The organism is Paenibacillus sp. ALE2 (genome assembly GCF_054113385.1).
On record NZ_CM134213.1, the window covers coordinates 3,356,217 to 3,368,398 of the forward strand.

The 12,182-nt window shown below is 44.6% G+C and carries 10 protein-coding genes; 6 read left to right on the forward strand and 4 right to left on the reverse strand.

Annotation, left to right across the window (positions count from 1 at the left end):
- Positions 1-18: 18 nt before the first annotated feature.
- Entirely contained in the window at positions 19-2,811 is a 2,793-nt protein-coding gene (locus tag ACXHJ1_RS14640) for an alpha-mannosidase (RefSeq protein WP_457904841.1), read from the forward strand.
- Between the two features lie 149 nt (positions 2,812-2,960).
- Here ACXHJ1_RS14640 and ACXHJ1_RS14645 read toward each other — a convergent pair whose 3' ends face one another.
- On the reverse strand, positions 2,961-3,545 hold the full coding sequence (locus ACXHJ1_RS14645; protein WP_025365474.1) for an RBBP9/YdeN family alpha/beta hydrolase: 585 nt from the start codon (positions 3,543-3,545) through the stop codon (positions 2,961-2,963).
- A 349-nt stretch (positions 3,546-3,894) separates the two neighbouring features.
- Between ACXHJ1_RS14645 and ACXHJ1_RS14650 the strand changes: the two genes are divergently transcribed.
- The gene (locus ACXHJ1_RS14650; protein ID WP_457904842.1) at positions 3,895-5,640 is read left to right on the forward strand and encodes a methyl-accepting chemotaxis protein; all 1,746 of its coding nucleotides are present in this window, start codon (positions 3,895-3,897) and stop codon (positions 5,638-5,640) included.
- Between the two features lie 111 nt (positions 5,641-5,751).
- Here ACXHJ1_RS14650 and ACXHJ1_RS14655 read toward each other — a convergent pair whose 3' ends face one another.
- Entirely contained in the window at positions 5,752-6,321 is a 570-nt protein-coding gene (locus tag ACXHJ1_RS14655) for a DUF1697 domain-containing protein (RefSeq protein ID WP_457904843.1), read from the reverse strand.
- A 34-nt stretch (positions 6,322-6,355) separates the two neighbouring features.
- Entirely contained in the window at positions 6,356-7,006 is a 651-nt protein-coding gene (locus ACXHJ1_RS14660) for a hypothetical protein (protein WP_457904844.1), read from the reverse strand.
- Between the two features lie 181 nt (positions 7,007-7,187).
- Between ACXHJ1_RS14660 and ACXHJ1_RS14665 the strand changes: the two genes are divergently transcribed.
- From ACXHJ1_RS14665 to ACXHJ1_RS14680, 4 genes are all read left to right on the forward strand, one after another.
- Entirely contained in the window at positions 7,188-8,183 is a 996-nt protein-coding gene (locus ACXHJ1_RS14665) for a hypothetical protein (RefSeq protein WP_457904845.1), read from the forward strand.
- Complete coding sequence (locus tag ACXHJ1_RS14670) at positions 8,183-9,271, forward strand: hypothetical protein (RefSeq protein ID WP_457904846.1); 1,089 nt, start codon at positions 8,183-8,185, stop codon at positions 9,269-9,271. The genes ACXHJ1_RS14665 and ACXHJ1_RS14670 overlap by 1 nt, the downstream gene beginning before the upstream one ends.
- An 83-nt stretch (positions 9,272-9,354) precedes the next feature.
- Positions 9,355-10,296 (forward strand): ADP-ribosylglycohydrolase family protein, encoded by a 942-nt coding sequence (locus ACXHJ1_RS14675; protein WP_457904847.1) that lies wholly within the window; start codon positions 9,355-9,357, stop codon positions 10,294-10,296.
- Between the two features lie 212 nt (positions 10,297-10,508).
- Positions 10,509-11,429, forward strand: coding sequence for a hypothetical protein (locus tag ACXHJ1_RS14680; RefSeq protein ID WP_457904848.1), 921 nt, complete (start codon positions 10,509-10,511; stop codon positions 11,427-11,429).
- A gap of 43 nt (positions 11,430-11,472) precedes the next feature.
- Here the strand turns inward: ACXHJ1_RS14680 and ACXHJ1_RS14685 are convergent, their stop codons facing one another.
- Positions 11,473-12,042: a TerD family protein gene (locus tag ACXHJ1_RS14685; RefSeq protein WP_457904849.1), complete on the reverse strand. Its 570-nt coding sequence runs from the start codon at positions 12,040-12,042 to the stop codon at positions 11,473-11,475.
- Positions 12,043-12,182 lie beyond the last annotated feature (140 nt).

Below are 12,182 nucleotides of genomic sequence, written 5' to 3' on the forward strand. Positions count from 1 at the left end.
ACGGTGAGGAGATATGCGATGAGCGAGCAAAGGGATGAATCAATCAACAATCAAGCGATAAGCAGTGAAGTAGACACATACACGGGCAGCAAGACGACAGCACATATTATTTCGCATACCCACTGGGATCGGGAGTGGTATTTGCCTTATGAGAAGCACCATATGCGCCTGATTAGCCTGATAGATTCTCTGCTGGATAAGCTGGAGCAGGACCCGGATTATAAAAGTTTTTATCTGGACGGGCAGACGATCATTCTGTTGGATTATCTACAGGTTCGGCCCGAGCATAAGGAACGTTTGGAGCAGCACATTCGCAATGGTCGTATTTTTATCGGACCCTGGTACATTTTGCAGGATGCTTTTCTGACCAGCGGCGAAGCCAATATACGCAATATGCAGATTGGGCACCGCGATTGTGAGCGTTACGGCAGTCCGTCCAAGATCGGATACTTCCCCGATACGTTTGGTCTGGTTGGGCAGACTCCGCAGTTCATGCAGCAGTCGGGAATTACGAATGTTTTCTTTGGAAGGGGCGTAAAGCCGACAGGGTTTAACAATACGGTGTCGGATAGAGGCTACGAGTCTTCCTTTTCGGAACTGTTATGGACGGGGCCAGACGGATCAGAGGTACTCGGTATTTTATTCGCCAACTGGTATTCCAACGGCAATGAGGTTCCTATAGATGAGGCGGAAGCCAAAATGTATTGGAAGCGTAAACTGGATGATGCGCAAAAATATGCTTCAACGGGCGAGCTGCTGTTCATGAACGGTTGCGATCATCAGCCTTTACAGCTTGATTTACCGGAAGCAATCCGTACGGCACAGAAGCTTTATCCGGATATCAAATTTGTTCATTCCAATTTCAACGATTATCTGACTTCTCTGAAACGGACTTCCCAAAGGCAACTCTCGTCCGTGAAGGGAGAGCTTCGCAGTCAGCGCACGGATGGCTGGGGAACGCTGGTGAATACGGCTTCTGCCCGGGTGTATTTGAAACAGATGAACCAGTTGGGACAAGTGATGCTGGAAAAAGTGGCAGAGCCGCTTGCGACCATCGCACATCTGCTGGGGCAGGCTTATCCTCACCATTTGTTCACCTATGCCTGGAAAACACTGATGCAGAACCATCCGCATGACAGTATTTGCGGTTGTAGTGTGGACGAGGTGCACCGTGAGATGGTGACCCGGTTTGATAAGAGCCGTCATGTAGCCGAGAGCATTGTGGATGAAAGCATAGAGGTCATTGTGCAAGCAGTGGATACGACGGGTTTTAGCCGCTTTGGAGAAGATGCATTGCCACTCGCGATTTTTAATACGTCAGGCTGGGAGCGCAGTGGTATAGTGTCGGCAGAACTGGAAGTGGTGCGTCTGTACTTCCGTGAAGAATACACGCCTGAGGAGGCTGCTCATCAAGCGAAGAACGTTGATCTTTCCGGGCGTATACTGGTGGACAGTGAAGGAAGTCCGGTGGCATGCAAGATGGAGGACCTCGGGCTCCAGTTCGGTTATGATTTGCCGGATGATCGATTCCGCCAGCCTTACATGTCTCGTCGGGTTCGCCTTACCTTTGAGGTTGAACGTGTGCCCCTGCTAGGCTTAAAAACCTATGCTTGGCTGAGAAGCAATGTCGAGACGGACTCCTCTTCCCTTTTTCATGGCAGTCGCAGTATGGAAAATGATTTACTTCACGTCGAAATTGCGGATAACGGCTCTTTTACCCTGACAGATAAGCGTACAGGCCGCAGCTACAAAGACCTTGGCGTATATGAAAATGTGGGTGATATCGGCAACGAGTATATGTTCAGACAGCCCGAGGGAGAGCAGGCACTGACTACCAAAGATTTGATTGCTGACATTCGTGTGCTTGAAGATACACCTTTTCTGGCATCCATCGAGATTATCCATCATTGGGGAATCCCGGCCTCTGCGGATGAAACGCTGGAGCAGGAGCAGCGAGAGCTGGTTTATTATCCATACCGCAAGGCTCAGCGCTCCTGGCAGACCGTTCCGCTGACGATACGGACCGTCATTTCTTTATCTAGGAACAGCAGAGGGGTTTCCATGGAAACCACCTTTAACAACCAGGCCAAGGATCACCGTCTTCGTGCTCTGTTTCCGACAGATATAGAAACCGGTGAGCATCGGGTGGACTCGATGTTTGAAATTGCAATCCGGGACAATAAACCTGCACCTGAGTGGGAAAACCCAAGCAACACACAGCATCAGCAGGCGTTTGTGGATGTAAGCGGAGAACAAAAAGGTCTGACCGTAGCCAATCTCGGGTTGAATGAATATGAAATCATGCGTGATGGTCGTAACACGATTGCAATAACGCTGCTTCGCTCAGTTGGCGAGCTGGGGGATTGGGGATGGTTCCCGACGCCGGAAGCGCAGTGCCCAGGTGAGCACACCGCTCGTCTGGAAATCATTCCACATGATGGCGACGGTATTCAGTCCGGCGCGTATACAGAAGCCTATCAATACCAAATTCCTTGGATTGTAAAACAAACGGGGATTCATGCGGGTACAGTTGCTTCAGATTATGCGCCGTTTGATTGGCAAAGCACGGAGCTTGCCTTTTCCTCTATGAAAATGAATGAGCTGTCGGGGGATGTGCTGCTACGCTGGTACAATATGAGCAATAGTATAGCCGAATTAATTATCAAGCCCGGGCCGCAGCAGTACGATTTTTATAAAAGTAATATCCTTGAACAACCAGGAGAAGACATCGTAGTGGATTCTTCTAATGAGTTGCTTCAGTCTGTAAAGCCGCATGAAATTATCACACTGGGTTTTAAATTGAAGACCTAACAATAAAGTAAAGAAGGCCATAGCAAATTAACAAGCCCCGATGGAATAGCTTATCATCGGGGCTTGTTATCGTTTGCTAAAAGTAAATAGTAGCTAGGTTTACGGATTCAATCCGCGTTGCTTTTTTGACACAAGGCTCTCCTGACATGCTATTCATTTGCATTCATCATCTCAAGTAACACTTGATATACCATCGGTAAGGTGGTAAAACCGTCACTTTGCAAAAAGTGCCCCCCATGATCTACTTCGTGAAAATCAGCCTGCATATCTTCCGCTAGTTTCTTACTAAGTGCAAAGGGGACAATCGTATCGTCCTTTGAAGCTATAGCTGCACGTGCCTTTAGTGAAGCCATAATTTGCTGATCATCCAAATGGTCAATTGTAAACTCATCTAATGATGGTAGGCTTGGCACTGGGTCAGTAAAACCGGAAACGAACACGGCGCCCCCCAGCGGTTCCGAGATATTTACTTGCTGCAGGTACCTTAATATGGATACACATCCCAAGCTATGACCAATAAAATAGGTGTCTTTATGTAGAACTTTAATATTTTGCAATAGATACTCAATCCACTCATTAAGCTTGGGCGCTTGCGAGTTGGGCATTTCTAGTATATCTACCGAAACCCCATCTTCCTGTAATTTGTCTTGTAACCAAGGAAACCAATGATCTGCTGGCGAAGCGGTGTAACCATGGATTATATATACTTGCTTTTGATTTTGTATGTTTGTCACAATACGTTCTCTCCCATCATCCAGTGTTTAGAACTTAATTTGCATATGTGCCTCACTTCATGCAGGCATTCCCCTCTAGTTTACCAAACTCCCCATGCTTATAAGTACTAAAATTGTGGATTTACGTAGCAAGTCCATGTATAAATTTTCCTGTTATAATATTCATTATTTTTGCAGTACTGTAATTTGACTTATAAATTTAAGCGCTTTCTACCGATATATATAGCATCACGTTTTGTAATCTACTTCATATTGTTGTTTGGAGGGCAGCATCAAGGGGGGATCGGAGTACTCGTGAAAGTTGAGAGCAGCGTGAACTATTAACCATAGACGAGCTGGAGGGGTGTGGATGAGTAACAAGCTATCAGACAGGACAAAAAAAGGAAAAGGTTTTAGAGATGTAAAGGTTACGACAACGATGATCTCCATGATTGTGATCAGCTTGGTGGGTTTGCTCATTGTATCGTTGGTAGGGGTTATCGGTATGTATCAAGCTAAAGAGGGTCAAGGTATTTTGTATGTGGATCGCTTTCAACACCAAACCAATATTCTTGAAGTCAAAAGTGATTTCTACAATATGCGGGCCAATTATACAAAAATACTCGACAATAAAGAGTATACAGATAAACAATATAAGCAGGTACAGAAAGGAAAGGATAGTGTTACAACCGGGCTAAATGAATTTTCACAAAGGACATTGGATGCAAAGGAACAGAAATTGTATGAGGAACTAAGAGGCAGTATAGACACGTATTTTCAGGATATTGAACAGATCATGGCCGTCAAAAAAAATACTGGAACTTATGACACAGAAGAGAGAGGTCGGATTAATAAATCTAGTACGGCCATAGTTACGATGCTGACTACCATTTCAGATTATAACAATGAGCAATCCGCCAACCTATATCAAAATACACAAAATGAGATTAAAATGCGCACAATTGTGTTGATCACGGTTCTGGCTCTTGTGCTGGTTGTTCTGATCACAATCTCCTTTGTGGCCATTCAAAACATTCGTTTTCGGATGAGCACCATTACGAAATACTGTGAAGAAATTACCCAAGGCAATTTAACGGCAGCCCTTGATCCTGCCTTGCTCAAAGGAAATAATGAGATCGCTGTCATTGCTCGTGCTATTCAGCAAATGACAGATTCAACCTCAATGGTCATTACGGGAGTGATCAATGAGTCGCGCCAAATTAACCAGCTTAGCGATCAGACGAATCTGAATATGACAGATCTCAATGAACGGATTCGCGATGTATCCGCCACGGTCGAACAGCTGTCAGCAGCTATGGAGGAGAATTCAGCATACACCGAAAATATGAATCATTCTGCGGATGAAATGCAGCGGGCAGCAGAGTACATCTCAGTCAAAACTCAAGAAAGAGCTCAGTCTGCCTATGATACAAGTGTAAAGGCCGAAACGTTGAAGCAAGCGGCTAGTCAATCCAATAAAGCGGCCAAGGAAATTTACCAGAAGGCTAATGCAAAGATGACAGAAGCATTAGAACGAGCCAAGGCAGTAGATCAAATTCGTATACTTTCTCAGTCTATCTTGGAAATTACGGCACAAACCAATTTGCTGGCCCTAAATGCATCTATTGAAGCGGCTCGTGCCGGTGAGTCAGGTCGAGGGTTTGCGGTTGTAGCTAATGAGATTCGTAAGTTGGCAGACGGCTCCAAACACGCGGTAGACCAAATTCAGAGTGTTACTCAAGAGGTTGTGCAGTCTGTAGAAAATCTGACTACCAATGCCGAAGAATTACTGCACTTCCTGCAAACCCAGGTGGGCAAGGATTATCAGCTGCTTGAGGATACAGCGGGACAATATTACACTGATGCTGTTGAGCATACGAACACAGTCAATGATTTGAACGCCACCTCTAAGCAGGTAAATGAAACCATCCAAACCATGGTGAGAGCGATCCATGAGATTGCAACCGCCAGCGAGCAGTCTGCTATATCTACTCAGCACATTGCAGAGAATATGGTTTCATCGACGGAGAAATCTCTTGATGTGGCACACCAGTCTGATCAGGTGAAGGAAAGCGCAGCTCGACTGAATGAGCTGGTCGAAGGCTTTAAAATTTAACGAGGACCATACGGTGATGGGTATTTAAATGAAGGACGAAGAAAAACAGTTGGGAGCCGTAAGAAGGCTCCCTTTTTGAGCAGACTCTACTAGATTGCTTTCGTCATCCAGTCAAGAGCTCGTATCCTGCAACTCTTCCTGTTCAGCCATTTGCATCAGCTTGTAAATCTGTCGTGCTGTGTTCACATTCCGCACCGTCATTTGCTGATACAGCTTGGTGCCGACTAATTTCGTTAACCCGCTTTTGGTGACTTGCTCCTTGCTGACAGAAAACAGAACGGCCCCAGTCGTATATATGACATGCCCAATTCCCGGTTTCAAAGGAAGCTTGTCCAGAACGGAAATATCGTTAATTTCATCCCACAGAAACATTACGTCACTTTTCATCTGTGTATCATTAGCCCATTCATCCGGCAGTGCCTCCATAATGCTCTGAATCTCCTTCATATTACGGACGATGACACGGATGGGTAAGCTAAAATCCTCCAGAATCGCCTGTTCCAGTACGAGCGATAGCTCCTGGTTGGACCGCTCCTGACTGGAAAATATGATATTTCCAGAATTGATGTAAGTCGTCACATGCCCCATACCTGCATGTTCAAACGTTTGCTTGAGCTTCTTCATCTCGATCTTGTTGTTGCCGCCGACATTGATGCCCCGCAGTAATGCGATATAGATCATAAAAAGCCCCACCTCTCTTTAACAAATAGGATTTCTAACAGAAGGATAGGTATTTCAGCAAATACGTGGTTTGGTTCTCGCCCAGTAAGTGATGCAGCAATGGTTTTACGTGCTCGATATATGCTGCTTTGGTTTCGTATGTATCTTCATCTACCAATTCTCCCTTAAAGGTACAGGCACCTTCAATCAGGATGGAAAGAGCCGTAAAGAAGTTAGCTAAAGAGTCAGCAACCTGCTGCGCTGTCCCACCTTCAATTGCAGCATATACAGGAGAATCGGGTGCGCTAGTATCGACAATGAGTGGATCGTCATTAAATGTGGCAATTACGACATGATGAGATGGCCACGAAGATGACTCTTGGACAAGCTCACCAGACGTAATGAAGCGATAGCCTAGCTGTTGGCGATATAAATGTTCTGGTGCGACAAAAAAGAGAACTGCGGCATCCCCAACTTCAACTGCCGCGTTTTTTAATTTGTGTGTTCCCGCTGCCTTGGCATCGATCATTTCATAGTGGCTATACATGTACGCAAGCTCAGGAGATAGAGGAATCCGACTGTCCCAGCAATCTGTTATACTCTCTGAACGGGGCTGGATATCGTGGTCTTGGAACAGCCCGTAGGCTTCATTATACAAGTTTTGCTGGTGTACAAACCGGGTAAGCGCTTCATTTAACTGTTTCATAGGTGTGTATTCCTTTCTAGTCGTAGGCTATGACCTGCGACATCACGTTTTACTTTTAGCATTAAGATATCATAATATAGAAATGAAGAACATATGTTTCTGTAATTATGCTACCTTGCCAGTCGATCCAGAATAATTTTACAATATAGGAGTTCGAAAATAAGGTGTAAGGAGGAGAGAAATGTCTTTTTCTGAAATATACGATTACAAATTAAGAGCATACTTTAATGAGCGCATTTCTGATTTGAATCATGAAGATCTATTTTATTCCTATCCTGATCAAGAGCAAAATTTAAGAATATTAACTCTGAATATAAATGAGCAGGATCATATTTCTTTAGTGCGATGGCATGATTTATTTGACAGGTCGCTATTTACCAAAATGGATCATCCTATTCTAAGCGTAACGGATGCTGAACGTCTGATTCGATTGCTTGCGCTTATTTTTAACATGTTTGATATACATAAAGATGTTGCTTATTGCAGAAAAAACTTATGTTGTGTTTATTATCAATATCAGATTTCACATGTAGCAGAGAGAGGAAATGAATTCTCGCTTACTCAGGACAGGCTATTTTTTCTTCACCTTCTCTTATTTGAATTGGGTTTAGAAGATGACATTTATGATCGTCTAACGATTGAAAATAATAAGATACTGTACAGCATGGAAGACGGACAGCAGTATGATTTGCACATTCTAATTGATATTTTGCATGAGCATATTAACAAAAATAAGATGGATATGGATACCCGAGCAACGCTGGGGAAAATAAAAATTTTGCAAGGCCAGTTGGTCAACTTCATCTTGGGCAGTCATGATGTATATGATTTTCCGTATGATGATTTCAACAAGTCGTTTGCAGAAGCAACGATATTTATACAAGCCTATAACTCTAATAAAAATAGGGTATTAGAGGTGCTGATCGACTGTATCAATGAGCATCAATCTCCAACAGAGCAGTTCATCTCCCATTTGATCTTGATGAATTACTCCTATTTTGTTCTCAAAAGTAATCCTAGCGAAATTACATATTTTAAATTATTCTGCAAGAAAAAACCGGGAGTTTTTATGAAAATATTGACTGCATTGCTTGAACTCGGATTTTTTGTCGATAATACTATCTTCGCAAATGCGGGTATACCTTATGATTTATCCAGAGTAAAAGGGGTTAAATAATGCCGTTCTCTCACGTTTCTTTACCTGATTTACCATCGTCTATCGGACGCCTTACGGCCATTCATCCTGTAAAAGGTGGCTCTCAGGGCAGCATAACCCTGCTAGCACTAAACACACAAGCAGAACTGTGGAGACTAGAACTTCGCTCTGGTAGTGCAGAATTATGCATATGTATTTGTATTCCTGATTTTAATCCCATGCAACCTGTCCAAATGGTGACCAGTCCTGACGGCAAGTACGTAGCCATATCCAATCGTTTTGGCCGGCATGCGGCAGTGTATGATTTAGTCCATGCACAAGAAAAAATGCAATTATCACGGGACGACTACCACTCCGATAAAAGTATGTTTCCCCTGGCATTTGTACATCAAGACGGTATGTGTATCCTTGTTCATGGAACGGAATGGAACCGGCTGGATCTGACGGATGTAGAAACCGGGAGGCTTTTGACAGCAAGACCTAGCCCTGTTTATAACAACGAAAGCAAAGATGAGCATTATCTAGATTATTTTCATGGGAGGCTGCTGGCTTCTCCAGAGGGAAAGTGGATTGCGGATACAGGATGGGTATGGGCTCCCTTAGGAGTGGTTCGAACTTGGTCGCTATCCGATTGGCTGCTGAGCCCATGGGAATCGGAGAATGGTCCGTCAGTTCGCCATCTTTGGCAAACCATAGATTGGGATGGGCCAATATGCTGGACAGGACCTGATACATTGGCGGTATGGGGACAGATGGATGCCGATTTACTGGAGGAGGACGATTGGGGAGAGGAGGGAGTGGAACCGGCGGTTGTCCTATTCGATATGACTCAGCCAGGGTACCGACGTGTGCTTTCTGCGATCCCGCCTCTAAACTGCAAGCCTGATGAATACGGGATTTACCCATATCCCCAAGCGGATATGACCGCTTGCGGCGACCGATTATTCTTATGGGGAAAAGAAGTCCCGCTTCAGGTATGGCGGCTTTCAAGCGGTGTGCGCGAATATATAGATACGGAGCGATTTCCACTCATTTACCATCAAGAGGCAGGAATTTTCATTGAATTAAATCCAGATAGCGGTTGTACAGCCTTGAGCTACGACGAATAAATGGCGTACCGGATATTCTTCCTTCCTAGTGATATGGAAATATATGCATTAGTTATAACAATTACAAAGGAGTGTACATCAAAATGGCACTTAACAAGGATCGTTTTTTGGGATGTCTCGCTGGACTGGCCGTAGGTGATGCTTTGGGAACCACAGTAGAATTTAGCAGTCCAGGCACATTCGAACCTGTAACGGATATTGTAGGCGGTGGTGTATTTGGGCTGAAGGCAGGACAGTGGACGGACGATACGTCTATGGCGTTATGTTTGGCGCAGAGTATGGTGCAAAAGGATAGCTTTGATCCAGCAGACCAAATGCGTCGCTACACCAATTGGTATCACCTAGGATATATGAGCAGCACGGGAACGTGCTTTGATATCGGTGGTGCGACGAGAGCAGCACTGCATCGCTTCGAAGCCACTGGAGATCCATATAGCGGGTCCGTTGACCCCATGACTGCTGGTAATGGTTCGATTATGAGGCTTGCACCTGTCGCCATGGCCTATGCGAACCGCCCGGAAGAAGCTGTAATGTACGCCGAGCTGAGCTCGCGCACCACCCATGGAGCAGTCGAAAGTGTGGAGGCCTGTGCCGTGCTTGCTTCAATCCTTGTGGCAGGTCTGCGGGGAGTGGACAAAGAATCCATGTTATCACCCGACGTCTGCTATAAGTGGCGGCAGCAGGAACAGTCAGCTTATTCGGCAGCCATTGAAGAAATCATTCAGGGATCTTACAAGCATAAGGAGCCGCCTGAAATCCAAGGAACTGGTTATGTCATTCGTTCCCTTGAGGCTGCGCTGTGGGCATTTCACCATTCGGCTTCATTTGAAGAGGGGGCACTGCTGGCCGTAAATCTGGGAGATGACGCAGATACGACCGGAGCAGTGTACGGCCAGATTGCAGGGGCTTATTATGGGCTAAGCAGTATCCCGAGTCACTGGCGCGAGAAGCTGGCAATGAAAGAGACGATTGATGAGCTGACGGAGGCTTTATGGCAGAAGGCCGACAAGGGCCAGACACTCTAAGGGGAACATCTATAAAGATCAAGCTGGGTTGCTTTTCTTATGAAGCAGAACCCGGCTTTTTTTGTTCACTATATTTTGCCGATGACTCATCACTTGGGATTACTACCCATATCGCCATACTTCCACCCTCCTCAGTTACTTGTCGTTATGACAAAATGAAATCCAATACAAATAAAACTTCACTTTACTGATCTCTCAGAGGAGGAACTACATTGTCACATCTAGATAAACAGCTTCATTCATTTGTCGATATTTCCAATAATATAGAAGGGTTTGAGATCGTTTCGACCCAATTTGGTCCTGATGGACGCGTGTATATTTTGCTCATTGATAAAGTCCCAGAACGAGTGCGGGGGATGTTCACGCCTGCCTCTCTTAAAGAGAAACGTACTTACAAGGTACTCATTCTAGACGATCACATTCAAGAGGTGTATTTGGAGGGGCAGCAGTTCAACTATCATTATGTACAGCCTCTACAAGATTATTTGTTACTCGTCGGAGCACGGTGCCATTATTACGGACCTGATCAATACGATCTAAATGGTAAAATTATTGATTATGAAGGCCGTACTGTGAATGAACTACTGCTTGGAGACGGTATCCAGAGTGTTCAGGCTACAAAAGAAGGTACGATCTGGACCAGTTATTTTGATGAAGGTATATTCGGGAATTATGGTTGGAATGAGCCTGTGGGGTCCTCCGGCCTTGTCGCCTGGAATAAAGAGGGGCACAAAATATATGAAAATCAAGCGGCAGACATTCATGATTGCTATGCTTTGAACGTGGTTAGCGAACAGGAAATCTGGTTTTATTACTATTCAGACTTTTCATTAGGGCATATTTCCGGTAGCGACCGTACGAATATTACGTTTATGAATCCGAGGATTTCCGGCTGTTCCGGGGTGGCTACAGATGGATATCACTTTTTGTTCGACGGCGGGTATGGCAAGAATGGACAATATGTCTTGAAAAAGAATGTGAAGCCAGGCAGCTTGAGCAAAGGACAACACATTCGCTTTTTAAATGACGATCAAAAGTTCCTTCAACCGCATGAACAGGATTTCAGAAAAGATCGCCTGCTGCTCCGTGAAGGTTCTCTGCTGTATCAGGTGGCTGTTGAAGAGATAGTATAAAAACCCACGTCAGACGTGGGTTTTTCCTTAACACCAAAAGTACTTATTCATACGTTTTGACAAGCTCATTCAGGGAGGTAATGATGCTGCCTTCCCCAATAGCACCGAATTTCCACTCCCCTCCATAGCGGTATACTTCACCTACACGGATGCTACACATCCCTTTATAGTCCTCTGTCAAATTGTATCGGAGAATCTCTTCATCTTGCGACGCATCCAATACTCGAATATAAGCATTGTTCACCATACTGAAATCCTTACGTCTACCAAAGCTGAAAAAACGGAATATATTCACAATAAATACGACTCTATGCACTTCAGGTGGTAGTTGTTGAAGGGATACAGTAATGACTTCATCATCACCGTCACCATGTCCTGTCAAGTTGTCACCACTATGTACGACGGCCCCGCAAGGGCTATTTTTATTTCCGAAATATACTAGATTTTTCGTCTGAGTCAGCTTGCCATTCTCATTAAGAAGCAGCGCTGACGCATCAATATCCATGCTTCTACCCCTCATAGGGTCCCATCCAAGCCCTACTTTCAGCACGGATAAGTGTGGATTATTTTTGGTTAGGTCTACCTTCTGTCCTTTAACTAGACTAATACTCAACGTTATGCCTCCCTATCATTATTTTTGTTCTACTCTGAAATTGTAGCATATATATAGAAGGATATAATCTATTCGTAACTTCACAGATTTTTTTCCGTATAAAGATAAAAACATGATCCAAATTCGTTCCCTTAGGGAGA